The 20,986-nt window shown below is 71.9% G+C and carries 17 protein-coding genes, 1 pseudogene and 1 riboswitch; of the genes and pseudogenes, 8 read left to right on the top strand and 10 right to left on the bottom strand.

All coding sequences use genetic code 11. The annotated features are described in order from the left end of the window. Positions 1-35: 35 nt before the first annotated feature. A complete protein-coding gene (locus ACJX2R_RS23970; RefSeq protein ID WP_413101805.1) occupies positions 36-983 on the bottom strand; it encodes a glucosyl-3-phosphoglycerate synthase in 948 nt (315 codons plus the stop codon). A gap of 199 nt (positions 984-1,182) precedes the next feature. Then, a riboswitch (SAM riboswitch) is annotated at positions 1,183-1,324 on the top strand. 18 nt (positions 1,325-1,342) lie between these two features. On the opposite strand from ACJX2R_RS23970, the gene thrC reads away from it, so the two are divergent. The 4 genes from thrC (at position 1,343) to groL (ending at position 5,490) form a co-directional block, all read left to right on the top strand. Beyond that, positions 1,343-2,635 carry a threonine synthase gene (gene thrC, locus ACJX2R_RS23965; protein ID WP_413101804.1) on the top strand — a complete coding sequence of 431 codons (1,293 nt, stop codon included), beginning with the start codon at positions 1,343-1,345 and terminating at the stop codon, positions 2,633-2,635. Then, a complete protein-coding gene (locus ACJX2R_RS23960) occupies positions 2,632-2,910 on the top strand; it encodes a MoaD/ThiS family protein (RefSeq protein ID WP_037960442.1) in 279 nt (92 codons plus the stop codon). Before thrC ends, ACJX2R_RS23960 begins: the two co-directional genes overlap by 4 nt. A 418-nt stretch (positions 2,911-3,328) precedes the next feature. Next, positions 3,329-3,535 carry a cold-shock protein gene (locus tag ACJX2R_RS23955; protein ID WP_009716982.1) on the top strand — a complete coding sequence of 69 codons (207 nt, stop codon included), beginning with the start codon at positions 3,329-3,331 and terminating at the stop codon, positions 3,533-3,535. Between the two features lie 329 nt (positions 3,536-3,864). Further along, the gene (gene groL / locus ACJX2R_RS23950) at positions 3,865-5,490 is read left to right on the top strand and encodes a chaperonin GroEL (protein WP_020870491.1); all 1,626 of its coding nucleotides are present in this window, start codon (positions 3,865-3,867) and stop codon (positions 5,488-5,490) included. A gap of 116 nt (positions 5,491-5,606) precedes the next feature. Here the strand turns inward: groL and murQ are convergent, their stop codons facing one another. Together murQ and ACJX2R_RS23940 are read right to left on the bottom strand one after the other, a co-directional pair. After that, positions 5,607-6,539: an N-acetylmuramic acid 6-phosphate etherase gene (gene murQ / locus ACJX2R_RS23945; protein ID WP_262699204.1), complete on the bottom strand. Its 933-nt coding sequence runs from the start codon at positions 6,537-6,539 to the stop codon at positions 5,607-5,609. Positions 6,540-6,649: 110 nt separating this feature from the next. After that, the gene (locus ACJX2R_RS23940; RefSeq protein ID WP_413101803.1) at positions 6,650-7,633 is read right to left on the bottom strand and encodes a MurR/RpiR family transcriptional regulator; all 984 of its coding nucleotides are present in this window, start codon (positions 7,631-7,633) and stop codon (positions 6,650-6,652) included. A gap of 213 nt (positions 7,634-7,846) precedes the next feature. Between ACJX2R_RS23940 and ACJX2R_RS23935 the strand changes: the two genes are divergently transcribed. Beyond that, positions 7,847-8,203, top strand: a complete 357-nt coding sequence (locus tag ACJX2R_RS23935) for a hypothetical protein (protein ID WP_020870494.1) — start codon at positions 7,847-7,849, stop codon at positions 8,201-8,203. Further along, the gene (locus ACJX2R_RS23930; protein WP_413101802.1) at positions 8,203-8,475 is read left to right on the top strand and encodes a DUF4031 domain-containing protein; all 273 of its coding nucleotides are present in this window, start codon (positions 8,203-8,205) and stop codon (positions 8,473-8,475) included. The genes ACJX2R_RS23935 and ACJX2R_RS23930 overlap by 1 nt, the downstream gene beginning before the upstream one ends. 8 nt (positions 8,476-8,483) lie before the next feature. Here ACJX2R_RS23930 and ACJX2R_RS23925 read toward each other — a convergent pair. The 3 genes and pseudogenes from ACJX2R_RS23925 to ACJX2R_RS23915 all read right to left on the bottom strand — a co-directional run. Further along, positions 8,484-8,639: pseudogene (locus ACJX2R_RS23925) on the bottom strand (response regulator transcription factor); the annotation flags it as partial. Positions 8,640-8,725: 86 nt separating this feature from the next. Then, positions 8,726-10,000, bottom strand: coding sequence for a Cmx/CmrA family chloramphenicol efflux MFS transporter (locus tag ACJX2R_RS23920; protein WP_413101801.1), 1,275 nt, complete (start codon positions 9,998-10,000; stop codon positions 8,726-8,728). Between the two features lie 274 nt (positions 10,001-10,274). Further along, complete coding sequence (locus tag ACJX2R_RS23915) at positions 10,275-10,946, bottom strand: hypothetical protein (RefSeq protein WP_413101800.1); 672 nt, start codon at positions 10,944-10,946, stop codon at positions 10,275-10,277. Positions 10,947-11,002: 56 nt separating this feature from the next. On the opposite strand from ACJX2R_RS23915, the gene ACJX2R_RS23910 reads away from it, so the two are divergent. Then, positions 11,003-11,725, top strand: coding sequence for a copper homeostasis protein CutC (locus ACJX2R_RS23910; RefSeq protein WP_413101799.1), 723 nt, complete (start codon positions 11,003-11,005; stop codon positions 11,723-11,725). Positions 11,726-11,820: 95 nt separating this feature from the next. On the opposite strand, the gene ACJX2R_RS23905 is transcribed toward ACJX2R_RS23910, so the two are convergent. The 3 genes from ACJX2R_RS23905 to ACJX2R_RS23895 all read right to left on the bottom strand — a co-directional run bounded on the left by ACJX2R_RS23905 (position 11,821) and on the right by ACJX2R_RS23895 (position 16,624). Beyond that, positions 11,821-14,043, bottom strand: coding sequence for a HelD family protein (locus ACJX2R_RS23905; protein ID WP_413105941.1), 2,223 nt, complete (start codon positions 14,041-14,043; stop codon positions 11,821-11,823). Positions 14,044-14,339: 296 nt separating this feature from the next. Then, positions 14,340-14,810: a hypothetical protein gene (locus tag ACJX2R_RS23900; RefSeq protein WP_413101798.1), complete on the bottom strand. Its 471-nt coding sequence runs from the start codon at positions 14,808-14,810 to the stop codon at positions 14,340-14,342. Positions 14,811-14,974: 164 nt separating this feature from the next. Next, complete coding sequence (locus ACJX2R_RS23895; protein ID WP_413101797.1) at positions 14,975-16,624, bottom strand: DNA repair helicase XPB; 1,650 nt, start codon at positions 16,622-16,624, stop codon at positions 14,975-14,977. Positions 16,625-17,118: 494 nt separating this feature from the next. On the opposite strand from ACJX2R_RS23895, the gene ACJX2R_RS23890 reads away from it, so the two are divergent. Beyond that, a complete protein-coding gene (locus ACJX2R_RS23890; protein WP_413101796.1) occupies positions 17,119-17,823 on the top strand; it encodes a VanZ family protein in 705 nt (234 codons plus the stop codon). A 70-nt stretch (positions 17,824-17,893) separates the two neighbouring features. On the opposite strand, the gene ACJX2R_RS23885 is transcribed toward ACJX2R_RS23890, so the two are convergent. Beyond that, entirely contained in the window at positions 17,894-20,881 is a 2,988-nt protein-coding gene (locus tag ACJX2R_RS23885; RefSeq protein ID WP_413101795.1) for a helicase C-terminal domain-containing protein, read from the bottom strand. Positions 20,882-20,986: the final 105 nt, after the last annotated feature.

Here is a 20,986-nt window from a genome sequence, read left to right as displayed (position 1 = left end):
TCCGCGGGCGCCGAGCCGCGGCCCCACGCCCCGCCTCACGCCGCGCGCCGCGCCGTGTACTCCGGGATCTCGATCATCGGCGGCCGCTCCTCGGTGTCCACGGCCGTGGTGCGCGGTTCGAAGCCGTTCTCGCCCCGGTCGAACTGGGTCAGCCGCGGCCGCACCAAGTGGCCCCGGGCCAGCCGCAGCTGTGCGGTGCGGTAGATCGCGGCCGCCATCCGGCCGAGCGCCTGCCCGTCCTGGTGGCGGTGTTTGCGCACCCCGATGTCCACCTGGCCGAGCGCGTCGAGCCCCACCGTGTGCAGCGCGTCGACCAGCATCCCGAGCTCGACGCCGTAGCCGACCGGGAAGGGCAGCCGCTCCAGCAGCGAGCGGCGCGCCGCGTACTCCCCGCCCAGCGGCTGGACGAATCCGGCCAACTGGGGCCAGTGCAGATTCAGCAGCGGGCGGGCGACCAGCTCGGTGACCCGGCCGCCCTGGCCCGCCACCTCGCCGAGCGGGCGGTCGTACATGCCCTTGACCAGTTCCAGCGTGGGGTCGGTCAGCAGCGGACCGACGATCCCCGAGACAAAGCGCGGTTCGAATTCCCGCAGGTCGGCGTCGATGAAGCAGACGATGTCGCCGCTCGTGGCGAGCAGGGACCGCCACAGCACCTCGCCCTTGCCGGGCAGCGCGGGCAGCCGGGGCAGCAGCGAGTCGCGGGGGACGACGGTGGCGCCCGCCGCCGCGGCGACCTCGGCGGTGCGGTCCGTGGAGCCGGAGTCCAGCACCACCAGCTCGTCCACCAGCGGTGTCGCCTCGCCCATCAGCTCACGCCGGATCGTGTCGGCGATCTCGCCGACCGTGGCCTCCTCGTTCAGGGCGGGCAGGACCACGCTCACCGTCGCCGCCGAGGCCCGCTTCGCGGCCAGCAGGCGATCCAGCGGACGGTCGTCGGCAGACCAGGAGCGACGCTTCAGCCAGCGCTCCACCTCATCCAGCACCTGTGTGTCTCCCCTGCTGTGATCGCTGTGATCCATCTCGCGCATCGGACGGCTAGCTCAACCATCCGGGCCTTCGGTTACAGTCTTGAACAACGCACATGGCCGTCGTATGTCGGGGTCGACCTCGGTGTTTACCGAGGTACCGAGGTACCGGCGAAGCCCGTGCCGACAAACGCCCCGGGTCCGCCCGGCGCCATACCGCTCATCCAGAGGGGCAGAGGGAACGGCCCGTTGAAGCCCCGGCAACCCTCCAGCTGATCTCGCGTTCCGCAGCGAGGCTCCCAGCTCGGGAAGGTGCCAATTCCGTCTCGTGGCGAAATGCGTCGCGAGGAAGATGAGGAGAAAGGGCCTCGCCATCCATGGCTGTGCAGTCAGTAGAAAGCTCAACCACTTCCTCCGCCTCCGGTGCCTTCGGCCCCGCCGTCGCATTGTCCTGCCGGGAGTGCGGTGAGCGGTTCGAACTGGGTCCGATCTTCGCGTGCGAGTCCTGTTTCGGCCCCCTCGAGGTCGCGTACGAGCTCCCGGCCGGCGACGTGGAGGGGCTGCGCCGGCGGATCGAGGCCGGCCCGAACAGCATCTGGCGCTACGCCCCGCTGCTGCCCGTCCCGGCGGACGTGGCGGACCTGCCGAGCCTGAACCCCGGCTTCACCAAGCTGGTCAAGGCCGACAACCTCGCCCGTGAGCTCGGCGTCACCGGTGAGCTGCACATCAAGGACGACTCCGGGAACCCGACCCACTCCTTCAAGGACCGGGTCGTCGCCATCGCCGTCCAGGCCGCCCGCACCTTCGGCTTCACCACCCTCTCCTGCTCCTCCACCGGCAACCTCGCCGGCGCGGTGGGCGCCGCGGCCGCCCGCGCGGGCTTCCGCTCCTGCGTCTTCATCCCGCACGACCTGGAGGCGGGCAAGGTCGTCATGGCCGCGGTCTACGGCGGTGAGCTGGTCGGCATCGAGGGCAACTACGACGACGTCAACCGCTTTTGCAGCGAGCTGATCGGTGACCCGGCGGGCGAGGGCTGGGGCTTCGTCAACGTCAATCTGCGGCCGTACTACGGCGAGGGCTCCAAGACCCTGGCGTACGAGATCTGCGAGCAGCTCGGCTGGCGGCTGCCGGACCAGATCGTCGTCCCGATCGCCTCCGGCTCCCAGCTCACCAAGATCGACAAGGGGCTGAAGGAGCTGATCGCGATCGGTCTGGTCGAGGACCGGCCCTACAAGATCTTCGGCGCCCAGGCCGAGGGCTGCTCCCCGGTCTCCGTCGCCTTCAAGGCCGGCCATGACGTCGTCCGGCCGCAGAAGCCGCGGACCATCGCCAAGTCGCTGGCCATCGGCAACCCCGCGGACGGCCCGTACGTCCTGGACATCGCCCGCCGTACGGGCGGCGCGGTGGAGGACGTGAACGACGAGCAGATCGTCGACGCCATCAAGCTGCTGGCCCGCACCGAGGGGATCTTCGCGGAGACCGCGGGCGGCGTGACCGTCGGCGTGACCAAGAAGCTGATCGAGGACGGTCTGCTCGACCCGTCCCTGACCACCGTCGTGCTCAACACGGGCGACGGCCTCAAGACCCTCGACGCGGTGGCCCCCACCACGGGTCCCTCCGCCATCATCCGCCCCACCCTTGACTCGTTCCGAGAGGCTGGACTCGCATGAGCGTCAACGTCCGAATCCCGACCATCCTGCGCACCTACACCGGCGGCCAGGCCGAGGTCCCCGCCGAGGGCGCGACCCTGGCCGAGGTCCTGGCGGACCTGGAGAAGAACCACGCGGGCATCTCGGCCCGCGTCCTGGACGACACCGGCAAGCTCCGCCGCTTCGTGAACGTCTACGTCAACGACGACGACGTCCGCTTCGCCGACGGCCTGGCCACGGCGACCCCGGACGGCGCCGGGATCTCGATCATCCCGGCGGTCGCGGGCGGCTGCTGACCCCGCGTCCACCCGCTCACCCCTCCTCACCTTTGGCATCGCCCCGTCCGGGGACAACCGGACGGGGCGATTCCGTCTGTGGAATCGCGATACAGTTGCCCGGATTCCCCGACGGCTCCGGGGTCGGAGCCACATATGAGAACTCGTCAAGTTGTGCGTAAAGTGTGAGCGCGAATTGTCGGGTTGGTTCCTTATGTCCGGCCCGGCTTGCCCGAACTTCACATAATTCCTCACTTTTAACCGTTCGACCGTGCCAAGAATTCTCGTCCGATTGACCTGTTGCAGAGGGCGTTGGGACGGATACATTCAGCGGCGGTCGACGCGTTCCGGCGCACACCCCCCACATCCGGGGGGTGAGGTCTGACCCGGGTCCGCGGAGTGCGGTCCTGCGCAAGGGCCAGCAATAGGGGAGTTAGGAATGGCTCAGGGCACCGTCAAGTGGTTCAACGCGGAGAAGGGGTACGGCTTCATCGCGGTCGACGGTGGTGCGGACGTGTTCGTCCACTACAGCGCGATCCAGATGGACGGGTACCGCACCCTCGAGGAAGGCCAGCGGGTCGAGTTCGAGATCTCGCAGGGCCAGAAGGGCCCGCAGGCCGACATGGTCCGCGTGGCCGTAGGCTGACGCGCCGACGCGACGCAGCTGAAACGAACAAGTCCGTAGGGTCCGTGTCCCGAACAGGATACGGACCCTTCGGCATGCCTGGCGCCATGGCCTCCTGTGCCCTACCGCCCCCTTCGGGCGCTTCTGCCGCCCTACGGGCGCTTGCACTCACTGGGTCCGAGTGCTAATCATTGGCGTTAGCACTCTGACGTTGAGAGTGACAGAAGGACCGGGTCGGTGAGGCCCGCCAGGCCATGCGGGGTAAGGAACCGCGCGGCAGGTAGGCCGTCCGTCGCGGGCGCCAGCGCGGTCCGGAGCAATCCACCCCGTCTCTGGGAGGACCACTTCACATGGCCAAGATCATCGCGTTCGACGAGGAGGCGCGGCGCGGCCTCGAGCGCGGGATGAACCAGCTCGCCGACGCCGTCAAGGTCACCCTCGGCCCCAAGGGCCGTAACGTCGTCCTCGAGAAGAAGTGGGGCGCCCCCACGATCACCAACGATGGTGTTTCCATCGCCAAGGAGATCGAGCTCGAGGACGCGTACGAGAAGATCGGCGCCGAGCTGGTCAAGGAGGTCGCGAAGAAGACGGACGACGTCGCCGGTGACGGCACGACGACCGCGACCGTCCTCGCCCAGGCGCTGGTCAAGGAGGGCCTCCGCAACGTCGCCGCGGGCGCCAACCCGATGGCGCTCAAGCGTGGTATCGAGAAGGCCGTCGAGGCCGTCTCCGCCCAGCTGCTCGAGCAGGCCAAGGACGTGGAGACCAAGGAGCAGATCGCCTCCACCGCCTCCATCTCCGCCGCCGACACCCAGATCGGTGAGCTCATCGCCGAGGCGATGGACAAGGTCGGCAAGGAAGGTGTCATCACCGTCGAGGAGTCGCAGACCTTCGGGCTCGAGCTCGAGCTCACCGAGGGCATGCGCTTCGACAAGGGCTACATCTCCCCGTACTTCGCGACGGACATGGAGCGTATGGAGGCGTCGCTCGACGACCCGTACATCCTGATCGTCAACTCCAAGATCAGCAGCGTGAAGGACCTCCTCCCGCTGCTCGAGAAGGTCATGCAGTCGGGCAAGCCGCTGCTGATCATCGCCGAGGACGTCGAGGGCGAGGCCCTGGCGACCCTGGTCGTCAACAAGATCCGTGGCACCTTCAAGTCCGTCGCCGTCAAGGCGCCGGGCTTCGGTGACCGCCGTAAGGCCATGCTCGGTGACATCGCCATCCTTACCGGTGGCACCGTCATCTCCGAGGAGGTCGGCCTCAAGCTGGAGAACGCCGGTCTCGACCTGCTCGGCCGTGCCCGCAAGATCACGGTCACCAAGGACGAGACCACGATCGTGGACGGCGCCGGCGACACCGAGCAGGTGCAGGGCCGCGTCAACCAGATCCGCGCCGAGATCGAGTCCTCGGACTCGGACTACGACCGTGAGAAGCTCCAGGAGCGCCTGGCGAAGCTGGCCGGCGGCGTGGCCGTCATCAAGGCCGGTGCCGCCACCGAGGTCGAGCTCAAGGAGCGCAAGCACCGCATCGAGGACGCGGTGCGCAACGCCAAGGCCGCCGTCGAGGAGGGCATCGTCGCCGGTGGTGGCGTGGCCCTGCTCCAGACCGTCTCGGTCTTCGAGAAGCTGGAGCTCGAGGGCGACGAGGCCACCGGTGCCCAGGCCGTGCGCCTGGCCCTGGAGGCCCCGCTGAAGCAGATCGCGGTCAACGCCGGTCTCGAGGGCGGCGTCGTGGTCGAGAAGGTGCGCAACCTGACCCCGGGTCACGGCCTCAACGCCGCGACCGGTGAGTACGTGGACCTGATCGCCGAGGGCATCATCGACCCGGCCAAGGTCACGCGCTCCGCGCTCCAGAACGCCGCGTCGATCGCCGCGCTGTTCCTCACCACCGAGGCCGTCATCGCCGACAAGCCGGAGAAGGCCGCCCCGGCGGGCGCTCCGGGCGGCATGCCGGGCGGTGACATGGACTTCTGATCGACTCGGCGCGTTCGCTCGCCGGTCGGTCGTACCGTCCAGACGTCGGGGCGGCACCCTCTCCCAGGGGTGCCGCCCCGACGGCGTATCCAGGGCCACGTGCCCAGCTGAGGGGCTTACCCCGTGGCCGCCTCCAGGGCGGCGCGCAGATGGCCGTGTGCCTCGGCGAGGAGCTTCTCGGCGGTCGGGGCGTCCACCTCGCCCAGGATGGTGAGGATCGCGTTCTTCACCTCGCCGTCCGTGGCCGCCAGCGCGCTTTCGATCCGCTCGTCGGAGGCGCCGGTCGCCAGGAAGACGATCCTCCGCGAACGCGCGCGCAGCTTGTCGTTGGAGGCGCGCACATCGACCATCAGGTTCCCGAAGGTCTTGCCCAGCCGGATCATGGTGATGGTCGAGATCATGTTGAGCACCAGCTTCTGGGCCGTACCCGCCTTCAGCCGGGTCGAGCCGGTGAGCAGCTCCGGCCCCACGATGACCTCGATGCCGTGGTCGGCCGCGGCGGCGAGCGCCGAACCGGCGTTGCAGGACAGCCCGACGGTGAGCGCACCGCACCGCCGGGCGTGCTCGACCGCGCCCACGGCGTACGGGGTGCGGCCGGAGGCCGAGACGCCGACCACGGTGTCGTCGGGCCCGATGCCCAGCCGGTCGAGGTCCCGGGCGGCCATCTCCGCGCTGTCCTCCGCGCCCTCGACCGAGGTCACCACGGCGTCCGGGCCGCCCGCGATCACCCCGACGACCTGCTCGGGCCGGGTGTTGAAGGTGGGCGGGCACTCGCTGGCGTCGAGCACCCCGAGCCGTCCGGCGGTGCCCGCGCCCGTATAGAGGAGGCGGCCGCCACGGGACATCCGTACGGCGATGGCGTCGATGGCGGCGGCGATGCTGGGCAGCTGACCGGCGACGGCGGTGGGGACGGCGGCGTCCTCCGCGTTCATGATCCGGGCGATCTCAAGGGTTTCGAGCCGGTCGATCTCGGCGAGTTCGGGGCGGAACGCCTCGGTGGTCAGGGTGTCGAGCTGGGCGCGGAGCCGTGCGGAGTCGGCGGTAGTCATGGCGAAGCGGCTCTTTCCGGTACGTCAGCGTGAGGGTGGGGGTGGGAACGCGAGGGTGGCCTCGGCGGACGGGACCATCGGGCAGGGCCGTCGGGCGGGACCGGCGGGGCTCAGCGGTGCCCGGGACGCGGATCGTGGCGGTGCGCGAGCGCCTCGTACGACGCGGAGAGCGCGGGCGCCGCCGATTCGTACGTCCGCTGGGCGACCCCTATGAACAGGCAGTCCACCACCAGCAGCTGGCTGGTCCGGCTGGACATGGCCGCCGGGCGCAGCTCGCTCTCGCGGGCCGTGGAGGTGGTGAGCACCAGGTCCGCGTACTGAGCGACCTCTCCGTTCGGCCGCCCCGTGATCGCGACGGTGGTCGCCCCGTGCTCGAAGGCCACCCGTAGCGGTTCGATGACGTCCGTCGTACGCCCGGAGTGGGTGATCGCGATGGCGACGTCGCCGGAGTGCAGCTGGACCGCGTTGGTGACCGCGAGGTGCGGATCGGCGTGGGCGTGGGCTATCAGCCCGATGCGCAGCAGCTTCTGGACCAGGTCCTGGCCGACCAGGCTGGACGCCCCGACCCCGTACACATCGATCCGGCGGGCGGTGGCCAGTGCCGAGACGGCCGCCTCGACCTGGCTGGTGTCCAGCCCGGCGGCGGTGTCGGCCAGACACTGCTGCTCCTCCCGCGCCAGCTTGGTGACCACGTCGGCGATCGGATCGTCCACCGCGATGTCCGCGGTGACGGCCGGTGCCCGGCCGGCGGCCTGCTGGGCGGCGAGCGCGGCGAGCGCGAGGCGCAGATCCCGGTATCCGGGGTAGCCGAGCAGCCGGGAGGTGCGGACGACGGTGGCCTCACTGGTGCCGGTCCGCTCGGCGAGCCCGGTGACGGTGAGCGCCGCGCAACCGGCCGGATCGCCCGCCACGGCTTCGGCGACGCGGTGCATGGAGCGGGTCATGGAGGGAGCTAACGTGCGGACCTTGGCGGCGAGGGCGGCCGGGGCGGGTGGGGCCGGTGGGACGGAGGGGGCAGGGGAGACGGGGGTGACGGGTGGTGTGCCGTCGGGCTGCGGAGGAGGCATGAAAGTTTCCTTCAGATCGCTACTCACCAGCGAAAACTATTTCCGGCCACGATGCTCGTCAACCCTCCGAACGACGACGCGACGGGTCGGCGAGCGGGCGCGGGGCGAGCCGGGGCGGGTCGTGGCGGCGGACGTACCGAACAGGCGAAACGGACAGGCGAACCGAACAGCTGCTGCCCGACCAGGACCGCGGACGGAACGAACAGGCGCCAGGAGGAAGCAAAGGTGACAATGGGACCCATGAAGCTCGAACAGGCACTGCACGCGGCCCGCGCCCTCGTCCTGGCCGACCTCGCGGCGGGGGAGGTCGCCCGCGCCGACATCGTCTCGCTGGTCGAAGACGCGATCGCGCACCGGCGGTGGTGGGTCGAGCAGTGGCCGGAAGGCGTCGCGTACGTGGCCGGTCTGGTCGCCCAGGACGTCCAGGACGCCCTGCTGGAACGGTACGGCCGCTGGCCGCTGTGCCCCGTCTGCACCCAGGGCGGCGACCTCCACGCCCTCGACGTGGAGCCCGAGTTGGGCCCCGACCCGCACTGGGTCTGCGGCAAGACGGCGGTCGCGGTGGCGCCCGTGGGATCGCTGGGCACCACCCTCTGATGGCCGTGCTGATCGACCCGCCCTCGTGGCCGGGCCACGGTCGCCTGTGGTCCCACCTCGTCAGCGATGTCTCCTACGCCGAACTCCACGCCTTCGCCGCCCGCATCGGCGCCCCGCGCCGAGGCTTCGACCGCGACCACTACGACGTGCCGAGCGAGCTGTACGCGAAGGCGGTAGGGGCGGGCGCGGAGGAGGTCGGCAGCAAGGAACTCCTCCGCCGTCTCAAGGCCGCGGGCCTCCGCCGCCCCAAGCGGGTCGCGGGCGCGGAGTGATGCGGCTCTTACGGTTCGATCAGGCCGACGCGGATGGCGTAACGGGTCAGCTCCAGCCGGTCCTTCAGGCCGAGTTTCCGCAGCAGGTTGGCACGGTGGCGCTCGACGGTCTTGACGCTGATGACGAGCAGCTCGGCGAGCTGCCGTGAACTGTGCCCCTCGGCCGGAGGAGGCGCCGAAGTCCGGGGGATGCGCCGGAGACCGGCAACACACCCGGGCTGCACCTGCGACGCGCCCGCCCCGGGCTCCGCTACCGCCTCTCCGAACGCTGCGACGGCCGCTGCGACGGCCGGGACTCCGGAGCGTACGAGGCGGCCGTTGCCGACGCCGACGCCGGCGCCGCTGCCGAGGACGCGATGACGCGAGACGTGCCCTCCGCCCGGTGCACCCGCATCGCGGCCACCGTCGTCACCGCGCCCGTACCGGCGAGGGCCGCCCCCGTCCAGGCCACGGCCGGGTAGCCCCAGCCCGCGTCGATGACGAGGCCACCGAGCCACGGGCCCACCGTGTTGCCGATGTTGAAGGCGGAGGTGTTCGTCGCGCCCGCGAGCGTGGGCGCGGCGTTGGCGAGGTTGAACATCCGGGCGTTGAGCGCGGGCGCGGTGAAGAAGGCGGTGAAGCCGAGCATCAGCGCCAGGCTCACGGCCGCGACCGCGCTGTGCGCGGTCAGCGCCAGCGCGCTCAGCACGACCGTCGAGGCGATGATGCCCCCGAACATCGTGCCGAACAGATGCGCGTCCGCGATCCGCCCGCCGATCACCGTACCCAGCAGCGCGCCGACCCCGAACAGCGCGAGCACGGTCGGCACCCAGCCCTCGTCCAGTCCCGCCACGTCCGTCAGCAGCGGCCCGAGGTAGGAGAACAGGCAGAAGACCGCGCCACCGCTCAGCGCGGTGGCGGCCAGCGCCAGCCACACCTGCCGGTCCCGGTAGATACGCAACTCGGCCCGCAGCCGCGGCTGGTCGTCCCCGGTCGGCACCTCCGTACGCGGTACGAGCGCGACGACCCCGACCAGCCCGAGCACCGACAGCCCGGCCACCGCCCAGAAAGCGGCCCGCCACCCCGCGTGTTGCCCGAGGAAGGCCCCGGCCGGGACCCCGGCGATGTTCGCGATGCTCAGCCCGCCGACCATCACCGCCATCGCCTTGGCCCGCGCGTTCACCGGCACCAGCGACACCGCCACCGCGGCGCCCACGGCCCAGAACCCGGCGCACGCGAGCGCGCTCACCACCCGGGACGCGAACAGCACCCCGTACGACGGCGCCACCGCCCCCGCGATCTGCCCGAGCCCGAACACCGCCAGCAGCGCCATCAGCGTCGTCCGCCGCGGCAACCGCAACGTGGCCGCCGCCAGCACCGGCGCCCCGACCACCATCCCGATCGCGAACGCCGATATCAGCAGCCCGGCCGTGGGGATCGACACCCCCATGTCCCGCGCGACGGGTTGCAGCAGTCCGGACAGCATGAACTCGGAGGTACCGAGGGCGAACACGGACAGTCCGAGGACGTAGACCGCCGGGGGCATGCGGGAGCGAGCGGAATCCGCTGGTGAGGAGGAGGGCATGCCAGGCACAACGTCGCGGAACGACGTCGGCATTCCTGCGCGGAACATCGGGATGTGCGCTTCTCGAACGTTCACTCGACGGTGTGGACTGACGGCTGTGAACGGCCCGGGCGCACCGGACGAATGGGCCGCCTATCTGGCAACAGCGGCCCCGGGGCCGGAGACCGCGTCCGTACTGCCGCTCCTGGACGCGGAGAAGCTGTCCCGTACCGCGACTCCCGAACCGGCACCACCATTACGCGCTGAGCAGCTCCAGCTCAGTGGCCATGTTGTGGCGGGCGGCGGCCTCCCAGCGTTCATGTCCGATGGGCGTACGGAACAGACGGGACAGCCCGAGCAGATGGCGGAGGACGTTCGCGCGGCCCTCGCGGAAGGCGTCGTCGGGGACGAATCCGTACTCCTCGCGGACCGCCGCCGCGTAGGCGCCGTAGTTCTCGGGGGAGCCCGCCAGGACGGCGAGGTCGGCGTCGCAGAGGACTTCGCCGTTGGTGTCGCCCTCGGCGGGGTCGTGGTCGCGGGTGAGGAGGACGAGGCGGACGGTTTCGGCCACGCGGGGCTCCGGGACGCCGGCTTCCGGGAGGGCGCGTTCGGCGAGGCGGGCGCTGCGTTCCTCGTTGGTGGAGCGGTCGGGGAGGTAGACGGCGTCGTGGAACCAGGCGGCGAGGCGGATCGCGGCGGGGTCGGGGGCCTGCACATGGGGGACCAGTTCGTCCACCCGGTCCAGGACCGCGAGCAGGTGATCGGTGGTGTGGTAGCGGCGCTGGGGCTCGGCCCAGCGGGTCAGGAGGTCTTCGCCGTAGGGAACGGGAGACGGGGTCGTGGCGTCGCGGGCGCCGGTGAGGAGATCCGTCCAGCGGGTGAGCAGCGCGTCATGGGCGGGATGGCGGATGGGTGCGGGTGCGGGCATGGGCCAATTGTGGGGCAGCGGTTTGCCCTCTTGTGCGGTGTGGCAAGCTGTCCTGCATGTCTAGACCATTGCTCGAGGTGATCGCCCTGACCCCTGCGGACGCGATCGCCGCACAGGCCGGAGGGGCGGACCGCCTCGAACTGGTCACCGACATGGCCGCCGACGGGCTCACCCCGTCCCGTGAGACCTTCGCCGCCGTTCGTTCGGCCGTCGATCTGCCGGTGCGGGTGATGCTCCGCGCGTCGGATGGCTTCGCGACCGGAAACGCGTTCGACGCGCTGTGCGAGGCCGCCGCCGCGCTGCACTCGGAGGGAGCGGACGAGTTCGTCCTGGGCTTCCTGGCCGACGACGGCGGGGTCGACCTGGCCGCCGTGACCGCGCTGACCGAGGTCGTGGGCGCGGGCGGCGGCGTGGACGAGAGCCGCTGGACCTTCCACCGGGCCATCGACCGCGCCGCCGATCGCGACGGCCTGCGCAAGCGGCTCGCCGACATCCCCGGCCTCGACACGTATCTCACCGCCGGGTCGGCGCGCGGCGTGGACGACGGCCTGCTCACCCTGCTCGCCGAGGCCGAGCGGGCCGGTACCCCGGGCTACGAAGCGCGCATCATGGCGGGCGGCGGCCTGCGCCTCGACCACCTGCCCACCCTGCGCGCCGCCGGGATCAACGCCTTCCACATCGGCGGCGCGGCCCGCCCCGGCGGCTGGTCGGGCCCGGTGGACGCCATCGCGGTCGCCCAGTGGCGCACGGCCTTGGACGCGCCGGTTCCGGTGGCTTGACTGGGAGGACGCGCTGGTTCCGGTGGCCTGACCGGGAGGTCGACCACCGAACCGCAGCCCATCCCACCCCATCCCTCCATCCCACCCCGTCCCCGTCAGGCCGCTGGCCGCTCCGGCCGCTCCGCCAGGCGCTCCGGCAGCGGTGCCCCATGGACCACCGTCAGCCCCGAGACCGCGCGGGTCAGGGCCACGTACAGGCGGCGCAGCCCCGTGCGTTCGTCGGGTTCGCCGTCGACCACGGCGGCCGGTTCGTCCAGTACCACGTAGTCGTACTCCAGACCCTTGGCCAGCGTCGCGGGGACGAGGGTGAGGCGGGACTCCGCGCTGGTCTCCTCACCGGGGGTGAGGTGGGTCAGGCCCGCCGTGTCGAGGGCCTGGGCCAGGGCCGGGATGCGGGCGTCGGCCGCGATCAGCCCGATCGAGCCCTCGTGCCCCAGGGCCTCGTGGCAGGCGGCGATCACGGCCGTGTCCAGTTCCGCCGGGCTCACGGCCCGTACGGAGAAGTCGCCCGCCGCCTCACGGATCGAGGTGGCCTCCGACAGGCCGGGGGCGATCTCGGGCAGCAGCCGGGAGGCGTATGCGATCACCTCGCGCGGCACCCGGAAGCCCTGGGTCAGCTCCTCGATCCCCGCCCCCTCCTTGCCGAGGTGGATCAGGGCCTCCTCCCAGCTGGCCGTCGCCCATGGGGTGGTGCCCTGCGCGATGTCGCCGAGCACGGTCGCCGAGCCGGTGCTGCAACGGCGGCCGACCGCGCGGTACTGCATGGGGGAGAGATCCTGCGCCTCGTCCAGGACCACATGGCCGAGGGACGGGGTGCGCTCGATGAGATCGGCGGCCTCGTCGATCAGCACCAGGTCCGCCGGGGACCACTTCGCGGACTTCACTCCGCGCGCCGGTTTCGCCCAGAGGATGGTCTTCTGCTCGTCGGCGTCGAGGACGCCGTCCGCGTGCTCGGTCAGGAAGTCGGCGTCGGAGAGCAGCCGCAGCACCAGCTTGGCCGGGTCGACCGGTGGCCAGATCGCTTTGACGGCCGCCTTCACGGCGGGGTTACGGGCCACCGCGTCCTGGACCCGGTCGTCGGGCGCCTCGCCCGCCTGCTCCATCCGGACGAGCACGGCATGCGCGATGCGCTGCGGAAGCGCCTCGCGGGCCGCGCCGTAGCGGATGTCGCGGGTGAGCAACTCCTCGACGATCTCCTCCAGTTCGTACGCGGGCACCCGCCAGCGGCGTGAGCCGCGCACCACGACGCACGGCTCGGTGGGCCGGGTGACGTACGAGCGCAGGGCGCGGCGCAGCACCTCGGCCAGCCGGGCGTCGCCCTTGATACGGGCCGCGTCGGCGGAGTCGGTGCCCCGCGCCACCGCGCCCAGGGAGGGCAGGGTCACCAGGTCCTCGACGGTCGCCTGTGCCACCTGCAACTCGCCGAGGGCGGGCAGTACCTGCTCGATGTAGTGGAGGAAGGAGCGGTTCGGGCCGATGACCAGGGTGCCGGAGCGGGCCAGCCGCTCGCGGTGCGCGTAGAGCAGATACGCCACCCGGTGCAGCCCCACGGCCGTCTTACCGGTGCCCGGCGCCCCCTGGACGCAGATGGTGCCGCCGATCCCCTGACGGACGATCTCATCCTGTTCCGGCTGGATCGTCGCCACGATGTCGCGCATCGGGCCGACGCGCGGGCGCTCGATCTCGGACTGGAGCAGCTTGCTGGTCTGCTCCCCCTCGGTGGGGTCGGAGAGCCGTTCGTCCTCGTACGCCGTCAACTCGCCGCCCGTATAGCCGAAGCGGCGGCGCAGCCCGATGTCCATCGGCGCCTTCTTGGACGCCTGGTAGAAGGGCTGGGAGACGGGGGCACGCCAGTCGATGACCATGGGGTCGCCGTCCGCGTCGTGCACATGGCGGCGGCCGATGTAAAAAGTGTCCGTTGAGTCGCCCCGGGCGGCGGGCCGCTTCCCCTCGGCGCCCTTCGCCGTCTCCGCGCCCGGCGCGTGCAGATAGTCGAGGCGGCCGAAGAAGAGCGGGGTGTCGGCGAGGTCGGCGAGGGCCTTGATGCGCTCGCTGACCTGGTGGTGCAGGGCTTCGGCGTTGACCCAGTTCGCGGTGACGTCCCGGAGGTCGAGGGCCTCGACGTCGGCGCGCATGGCGCGCAGCGCGGCGCGGGACGCGGTCAGATGGGCGCGCTCCCGCGCGAGGGGGCCGGTGAGGGGGTCCGCCGCGAGGGGATCGGTGAGCGGGTCCGCGAGGGGATCCGCGAGCGGGTCCGAGACGGGCGCTGAGAGCGGCTCCGAGAGCGGATCTGGGTGGTCAGGGGCGTGCGAGGGCACGGCGTAGCCTCCGGCGAGCGAGTACACACGGGTGAGGTGAGTACAGAAAACGGGTGTGCGGGTACGGACGCGGACGCGTACGGACGCGCGATACGAGATGCCGACCGGTTTCCGTCCGGGCGGCGGCTCTCCCGTTCGGAACGCGGGAGGCGGCAAGACCGGCGATTGTAGCCAGGGCATGTCGGGGAGGCGAATGAATTATGACGGGGCCGGGGGAGCCGCCCCGAAGGCGGTTCCCCCGGCCCCGGGGCGGCTCCTCGGACGAGTCGCCCTTGGACGGGTTGCCTTTGGACCAGTCAGGCGAGCCGCAGTGCGCGGAAGGTCACGCGCTGGTTGAACCACATCAGCGTCACCGTCGTCGCGCTCATCAGGACGGCGACGGCCAGATGCCCGGCGACCGAGGTGACCGGGGCACCGAGGGCGGCGAGGACGAGATGGAGGCCGACGCGCAGTGCGACCATCCCGATGGCGATCTTCCGGGTGTGGGAGTTCTTGAGCATCGCGCGCATCAGCTTCATCCGGCGGCGCAGCACGGTCGCCCCGACGACGATGTTCACCAAGGCGATCCCGATGAGCACCATCCAGGCGTCGTCCCACGCCTTGGTCAGGTCGTACGCGGCCCCCATGACGCCCTCGAAGCCGAAGAACCACAGCGGCAGCGGTTTGATCCCGCTCAGGCCGATGTCGGCGGCCTTGCCCTTGGCCTTGGTTTCGCCCTTGGCCGTCGCCTCGGTCTCGGCCTTGCGATTACGGATGCTGATGGCCATGTCCCCCGCCCCTTCGGCGTCATGTGGTGCCGTGTACTGCTGACACCCACGATCCTTCCGGGCGGGGGACGCCCCGGGCAGAGCCGCCGATCACCGGCCTCCCATGACAGAAGTCATGGGGCATGGGGTCATGGGTGACCGGTGACGGCCCGAACGTCCGAACGTCAGACGTCCTCGTCCGCCAGCAGCTCGCTCGCGTCCACGATCCGGTACGCGTACCCCTGCTCGGCCAGGAACCGCTGGCGGTGCGCCGCGAAGTCCTGGTCGATCGTGTCGCGCGCGACCACCGAGTAGAAGACCGCCGGGTGGCCGTCGGCCTTCGGGCGCAGTACCCGGCCGAGCCGCTGGGCCTCCTCCTGGCGGGAGCCGAACGTGCCGGAGACCTGGATGGCGACCGTGGCCTCGGGGAGGTCGATGGAGAAGTTGGCGACCTTCGAGACGACGAGCACCGACAGCTCGCCCTGCCGGAAGGCGTCGAAGAGCTTCTCCCGCTGGGCGTTGGTGGTCTCGCCCTTGATGACCGGCGCGTCCAAGTGCTCGCCCAACTCGTCGAGCTGGTCGATGTACTGCCCGATGACCAGCGTCTGCTGCCCCTTGTGCCGGGCGACCAGCGCCTCGGTGATCCGCCGCTTGGAGTCGGTCGTGGCGCAGTAGCGGTACTTCTCGTCGGTCTCGGCGGTCGCGTACGCCAGCCGCTCGGCCTCGGTCAGATTGACCCGGACCTCGACGCAGTCGGCGGGCGCGATGTAGCCCTGCGTCTCGATCTCCTTCCAGGGCGCGTCGAAGCGCTTCGGCCCGATGAGGGAGAAGACATCGGACTCCCGGCCGTCCTCCCGGACGAGCGTCGCCGTGAGCCCGAGCCGCCGCCGCGCCTGGAGATCGGCGGTGAACTTGAAGACGGGCGCCGGCAGCAGATGCACCTCGTCGTAGACGATCAGGCCCCAGTCGCGGGAGTCGAACAGCTCGAGGTGCGGGTAGATGCCCTTCCGCTTGGTGGTGAGCACCTGGTACGTGGCGATGGTGATCGGGCGGATCTCCTTACGCGTACCGCTGTACTCACCGATCTCCTCCTCGGTGAGCGAGGTGCGGCGCACCAGCTCGTGCTTCCACTGGCGGGCGGAGACGGTGTTGGTGACCAGGATCAGCGTGGTCGACTTGGCGGTGGCCATCGCACCCGCCCCGACCAGCGTCTTTCCGGCGCCGCAGGGCAGCACGACGACGCCCGAGCCACCGTGCCAGAAGCCCTCCACGGCTTGCGTCTGATACGGCCGCAGCGCCCAGCCGTCCTCGCGCAGCTCGATGGGGTGCGCCTCGCCGTCCACATAGCCGGCCAGATCCTCGGCGGGCCAGCCCAGCTTCAGCAGCGTCTGCTTGATCTGGCCGCGCTCGGAGGGGTGGACGACGACGGTCTCGGGGTCGATCCGGGCCCCGACCAGCGGCTGGATCTTCTTCGACCGCAGGATCTCCTCGAGGATCGGGCGGTCGCTGGTCTCCAGGACCAGCCCGTGGGTGGGGTGCTTGAGCAGCCGCAGCCGACCGTAGCGGGCCATGGTCTCCGCGACGTCCACGAGGAGGGCGTGCGGGACGGGGTAGCGGGAGTACGCGACGAGGGCGTCCACGACCTGCTCGGCGTCGTGCCCGGCGGCGCGGGCGTTCCACAGCCCGAGCGGGGTCACCCGATAGGTGTGGATGTGCTCGGGCGCTCGCTCCAGCTCGGCGAAGGGCGCGATGGCGCGGCGGCAGGCGCCCGCCTGCTCGTGATCCACCTCGAGCAGGAGCGTCTTGTCGCTTTGGACGATGAGGGGTCCATTCACGCGCCTGGGTCCTTTCGTGCTGGCTGGCCAAAGAACCAGTGTCCCCCATCGAGAAGGCGCGGCGGGGAGGGAGAGGGAGACGGGGCACAGCGCGACGGGGATTTGTGGCGGAGAGCCACAGGGATACTCCGGGCGGCTACGGGCAAGCGGCGAAGACGGATACGGGCAGACGGAGCGGCGACAACGGAGCCATGGGCGGGAGGCGAGTCCCTGTGATCAGCATCGCTGGATGGGAGATCCGGCGGACGGGGGAGAAGAGGCCGGGGGAGAAGAGGTCGGGAGAGAAGAAGAGGACGGCGGCAAAGCGGGCGGCGGTAAAGCGGACGACGGAGAAGAAGCCGCAGGCGGGTTCCCGGACGACGGGAGGCCAGAAGAAGGCGGCCAGTGGTCGGAAAGCAGGCGGTCAGAAGGCTGGTAGTCAAAAGGCCGGCGGTCAAAAGACCGGTGGTCAGAGGAAGGGGCCGCGGACGGGCGGGGGCCTGACGAAGGGGTCTGTGACCGCGAAGAAGCGGAGCGCGAAGTCGCCGACGGCGAAGTCGCAGTCCCCGAAGTCGCCGACCACGAAGTTGCAGCCCCCGAAGTCGCCGACGGCGAAGGCACGGGTCCAGTCGGCGACGGCCCAGCCCACCAAGGGCCGGACCGCCGAACCCCCCGAGCCCCAGGGCGCCCCGGAGAAGGCGCTGCTGCAACGCACCTCGTTCGGTGCGCGGCTCGCGCGGGCGATGGTGCTGCTCGTGGCGTTCGTCTGCATGGTCGGCTTCGCGGCGGCGCTCGCCAAGGCCACGCTCGTGCCCTCGCCCAACTCCGTCGACCTGGTCCACACCAATCTGCATCCGGGACGCTCGCTGCGCGCCTACGTCGACCAGCCCGCCTTCCAGGACACGGTGAAGCAGATCGGCGGCAATGTGGTGCTCGGCGCGCCCTTCGGGGTGCTGCTGCCGATGCTGGTGCCGAAGGCGCGGGGCGCGGTGCGGGTGGTCGTGGTGACGGCCTTGGTGATGGTGGCCGTCGAGACCGTTCAGGGGCTCATCGTCGAGGGCCGGGCCTTCGACATCGACGACGTCATCCTCAACACGTCGGGCGCGCTGATCGGCTATGTCGTGGCCGGCCGTTGGCTCGGCCACGCCCTGCACCCGCGCCGCCGCCACTGGTGGCACCGGTGGACCCGGCGGGGGACCGAGACACCGCCCGCGGCGTGAGCTGTCCCTGCGTGCCGTAGCCCCCGCCCCACCCCATCCCATCCCTGGACGGAACGGCCATTTGGGCGTGTTACGTGGCGTCCTCGGCCAGTTCGGCGGCGCCCGTGATGCGGTGCAGGGGGTACGTACGCACCTCGTCGGCCGTGTGGTCGTACGCCGTGACGAAGCCACCCTCGACCCGGACCGGGGCGATCACGCGCTGGGTGGCCGCGCCGTTCGCGTTGACGTAGCCGATCCAGACGTTGGAGCCGGTCAGGGCGGCGGCCTGCATGGTGGCGAGGGTGTCGGCGGAGGTGGTGCGGGGCAGCCGGTCGCCACTGGCGCCGGTCCCGGAACCGGCCCCGGCACTGGCCCTGGCCCCGGCTCCGGCCCCGGAACCAGCCCCGGACCGTGAGCCGGAAGCGGTCTCCGGGCCGGAAACGTGCCCTGCCCCTGCCCCTGAATCGGCCCCTGCCTCGGCCGCGACCGCCGGTTTGCGGGGCGCGGTCGCGGCGAGGTCCCCCGCGCGGATGGCGCGCACCGCCGCGCCCAGCAGGGTGGCGTCGGGCACCGGCGGGCCCTCCGGGACCGGAGCGGGCGGCTTACGGGGCGGGGTGCGCTGGGCTTCGGCCCGGCTGACCAGCACATCGCCCTCGGCGGACTCGGCGGCCGGGGCGTACCCCATCGCGCGCAACCCCTCCAGCAGCGTGTCCGGCGGGGCCTGGGCGGCCAGCACGGTGGGGGCGAGGCGGCGCAGCCGCAGGCCCGCCGAACGGCGGTCGGCGAGGATCTCGGCGAGCAGCGCGTCGTCGTCGCAGCGCAGATACGCGGAGGCGGCGCCGACGCGCAGTCGGCCGTGCTTACGGGCCACGTCGTCCACGAGGTAGGTGAGCGGCTGGGGCACCGGGGTTCGGGAGTGCGCGGCGAGGAAGGTGTGCACATCGTCGGCGGTCCGCCCGGCGTCGAGTGCGCGGCGTACGGACTCGGGCGTGAAGCGGTAGACCGTCGCGCCGCCCTTGGACTCGACGTCGGCGAGGACGCCCAGGGCCTCGGCGAGCGGCCGTTCCAGCGGACCGGGCGCGACGGCGGTCAGGTCGGCCTGGAGCAGGACGTGGTCGAGGAGGTCGGGGAGCAGCGGCGCGAGCAGCCGGGCGGCCTGCGCGGACGCGAGTTCGCTCTCGGCGGCCGTCGGCTCGTCCGGGTGGCGTTCCAGCAGGGCGCGGCCGTGGGCGGAGAGCGCGCCCCGGCCGGTGACCCCGAGCATTTCGGCCTCGGTGAGGGCCCAGCGGGCCAGCCGCGAGCGCAGATCCTCACCGGTGGGCGAGGCGGCGGTGGACGAGGCTGGGGTGGACGAGGCGCCGCTGGGCGAGGCGGCGGTGGACACGGCGGGGGTGGACGCGGCCCCCGGGGCGGCCGCGGAAGACCAAGTAGTGGCGGCGGACGACGTGGCCCCGGGGGCGGACCCGGAAGGGGCGGCCGCGCCGGGGGCGGACGGGGCGGGGGCCGGGGCCCCGCGGTGGCCGGTCGGCCGTTCCCACCGCAGCCGGGCCAGCAGGACGTCGGGGGCGGCCGCGGCACCGTGCGGGAGGGTGGCCAGGAGTTCGAGGACCCGTCGGCGTACCTCGGGGGCCGGGGAGCGGTCCAGTTCCGGGCCGAGCGCGGCGAGGGTGCGGCCCCTGCTGTCCCGGCCGCCGACCAGGCCCGATGTACGGGTCGCGGGCAGCCAGGCGGCGGCGAGCCGCGCCCAGCGCTCCTCGGCGGGCAACCGCAGCCAGTCGTCGTAGGCGGGGGTGGGGGCGTAGCGCTCGTCGGTCTCGCCGTCGGAGGCCACCAGCCCGGCCGCGTACGCCAGCTCGATCCAGAAGGCGGCCACCGGCTCGGACACGTCGAGCGCCACGGCGGTCCGCTTGAGGTCGCGGACGCTCAGCCCGCCCGCGCGCAGGACGGGCGGCCCGGCGGTCTCCCACTGCCCCAGCAGCTCCTCGACGGTGGCCAGCGCGGTGAAGGTCTGGCCCGCCGCGGTGTTGTCCACAACCTGTGGATCGTGTTCGGTGGCGGGCGAGAGCGGCGGGGCGAACGGCTCGGGGGCGCGGTGTGCCCGGCCGTGCCGCAGATGCAGGGCGACCTCGCGGGGCAGTACGACATTGCGCGGGCCGGACGGGAGCAGCAGCCCGTGGTCCAGCAGCCAGCCGACGGGCGGGGTGGGCGAGGCGACGGACGCTTCCCCGTACGGCGGCCCCCAGGTCAGCTTGGCCAGCACGGCCGCCGCGCCCGCCGGCGCCCCGTCGAGCAGCGCCGCCATCCGGGCGCGGTCCCGGAACAATTCGGCCAGGGCCGCCGCCGCCGTGACGGGATCGTGCGTGGGCCGCTCCCCGGCCGCCGCCAGCAGCTCCTGAAGCCGCCCCGGCGACATCCCGGACGTGGCCTCCTGCACGGTTGGGCCGAGCCCAGTGGGGGAGGGCGAGGTGGGAGAGGGCGCGAGTAGCTCCCGAGCGGTCCGGACGAGCCGAAGCCGATCGTCCCCACCCCAGATCAGGGCCTGCTCGCGCAGCGTGGCCACGGCCCGGGGCAACTCGGCGACGATCGCGGCACGTTCCTCGGCACGCAGGGGGGCGCCGACGCCCGGGGTGGTCCCGGCGGGCGAGGTGGGCCCGGTGGGTGAGGTGGTACGGGCGTCCCCAGTACCCCCGTTACCCCCCGCCTCCTCAGCGCCCTCGTCGCCCGTCAGCAGGTCCCGCAGGGTCTCGTACGGGCAGGGGTCGGGCGCGACGGCCAGGGCCTCGGCGGTCTGTTGCGCGAATCGGTCAAGACGCTCCACCGCCCGTACCACCGAGGCGCGGGTGCCCGCTCGGGTGGCGAGCTGGGTGAGGTCGTTGGGGACCGGGGAGAGCAGATCGGGGCGGGCGCGCAGCAGGGCGGCGAGGGTGTCGTCGGGCCGGGTGCGCAGCTCCTCGGCGAGGGTGCGCGGCACCCCGAGGCCACGGCCGCCGTGGTCGCCGTGGCTGCCGTCTCGTGGGCCGCCGCCCCGGGGGACGCGATCTTGCGGACCGCTGTCCCCGTGGCCGGTGTCTGCGGGCAACTCATGCCTCCCGGTTGCGCGAGCTGGTCTCTTCGGGCATGTCAGCCCTCTCGATTCCATGAACTGCTCATTCGATCCACAGTACCCGCGGGGTGCGGGGCGGAG

The sequence above is a fragment of the Streptomyces sp. Inha503 genome, assembly GCF_047215865.1.
Lineage (GTDB): Bacteria > Actinomycetota > Actinomycetes > Streptomycetales > Streptomycetaceae > Streptomyces > Streptomyces lycopersici.
The sequence above is the reverse complement of the archived record's forward strand: the minus strand, read 5'-3'. Positions and strand labels throughout refer to the sequence as shown.

What these genes read in the sequence shown, in the direction of transcription:
- thrC (WP_413101804.1), top strand. Translation starts at nt 1,343, where the DNA reads ATGGCTGTGCAGTCAGTAGAAAGCTCAACCACTTCCTCCGCCTCCGGT.
- ACJX2R_RS23960 (WP_037960442.1), top strand. Translation starts at nt 2,632, where the DNA reads ATGAGCGTCAACGTCCGAATCCCGACCATCCTGCGCACCTACACCGGC.
- ACJX2R_RS23955 (WP_009716982.1), top strand. Translation starts at nt 3,329, where the DNA reads ATGGCTCAGGGCACCGTCAAGTGGTTCAACGCGGAGAAGGGGTACGGC.
- groL (WP_020870491.1), top strand. Translation starts at nt 3,865, where the DNA reads ATGGCCAAGATCATCGCGTTCGACGAGGAGGCGCGGCGCGGCCTCGAG.
- murQ (WP_262699204.1), bottom strand. Translation starts at nt 6,539, where the DNA reads ATGACTACCGCCGACTCCGCACGGCTCCGCGCCCAGCTCGACACCCTG.
- ACJX2R_RS23935 (WP_020870494.1), top strand. Translation starts at nt 7,847, where the DNA reads ATGAAGCTCGAACAGGCACTGCACGCGGCCCGCGCCCTCGTCCTGGCC.
- ACJX2R_RS23930 (WP_413101802.1), top strand. Translation starts at nt 8,203, where the DNA reads ATGGCCGTGCTGATCGACCCGCCCTCGTGGCCGGGCCACGGTCGCCTG.
- ACJX2R_RS23920 (WP_413101801.1), bottom strand. Translation starts at nt 10,000, where the DNA reads ATGCCCCCGGCGGTCTACGTCCTCGGACTGTCCGTGTTCGCCCTCGGT.
- ACJX2R_RS23915 (WP_413101800.1), bottom strand. Translation starts at nt 10,946, where the DNA reads ATGCCCGCACCCGCACCCATCCGCCATCCCGCCCATGACGCGCTGCTC.
- ACJX2R_RS23910 (WP_413101799.1), top strand. Translation starts at nt 11,003, where the DNA reads ATGTCTAGACCATTGCTCGAGGTGATCGCCCTGACCCCTGCGGACGCG.
- ACJX2R_RS23900 (WP_413101798.1), bottom strand. Translation starts at nt 14,810, where the DNA reads ATGGCCATCAGCATCCGTAATCGCAAGGCCGAGACCGAGGCGACGGCC.